This window comes from Rhodococcus sp. MurmanLake-1 (genome assembly GCF_056945715.1).
Map to the genome: position 1 here is coordinate 1 of NZ_JBWZNF010000082.1, position 277 is coordinate 277.

The following is a 277-nucleotide window of genomic DNA, read 5'->3' on the forward strand; positions in this document are numbered from 1 at the left end:
TGAACTGCACCCCAATTGTTAGACACAGCCTAACAATTGGGGGTGCAGTTTTTCTATGGCTAAATTTACAGCTGATGAAAAAATACAAATCGTTCTACGTTATTTGAACGGAAATGAAAGTTATCGAGAAATGGGTAGATCGCTCGGTATAAGTGACACAATCATTTTGAATTGGGTAAACCAATATAAACAGAATGGTCTGGAAGCTTTTCTAAAACGATGTACAAATTACACACAACAATTTAAACTAGACGTACTAAACTTTATGATTGAAAAC

Annotated in this window: 1 protein-coding gene; it reads left to right on the top strand. The window is 34.7% G+C overall.

What is annotated here, in order from left to right; genetic code table 11:
* Positions 1-55 precede the first annotated feature (55 nt).
* On the top strand, positions 56-277 hold a 222-nt coding region (locus AC2ETI_RS32740), incomplete at its 3' end, for a helix-turn-helix domain-containing protein (RefSeq protein ID WP_144653540.1).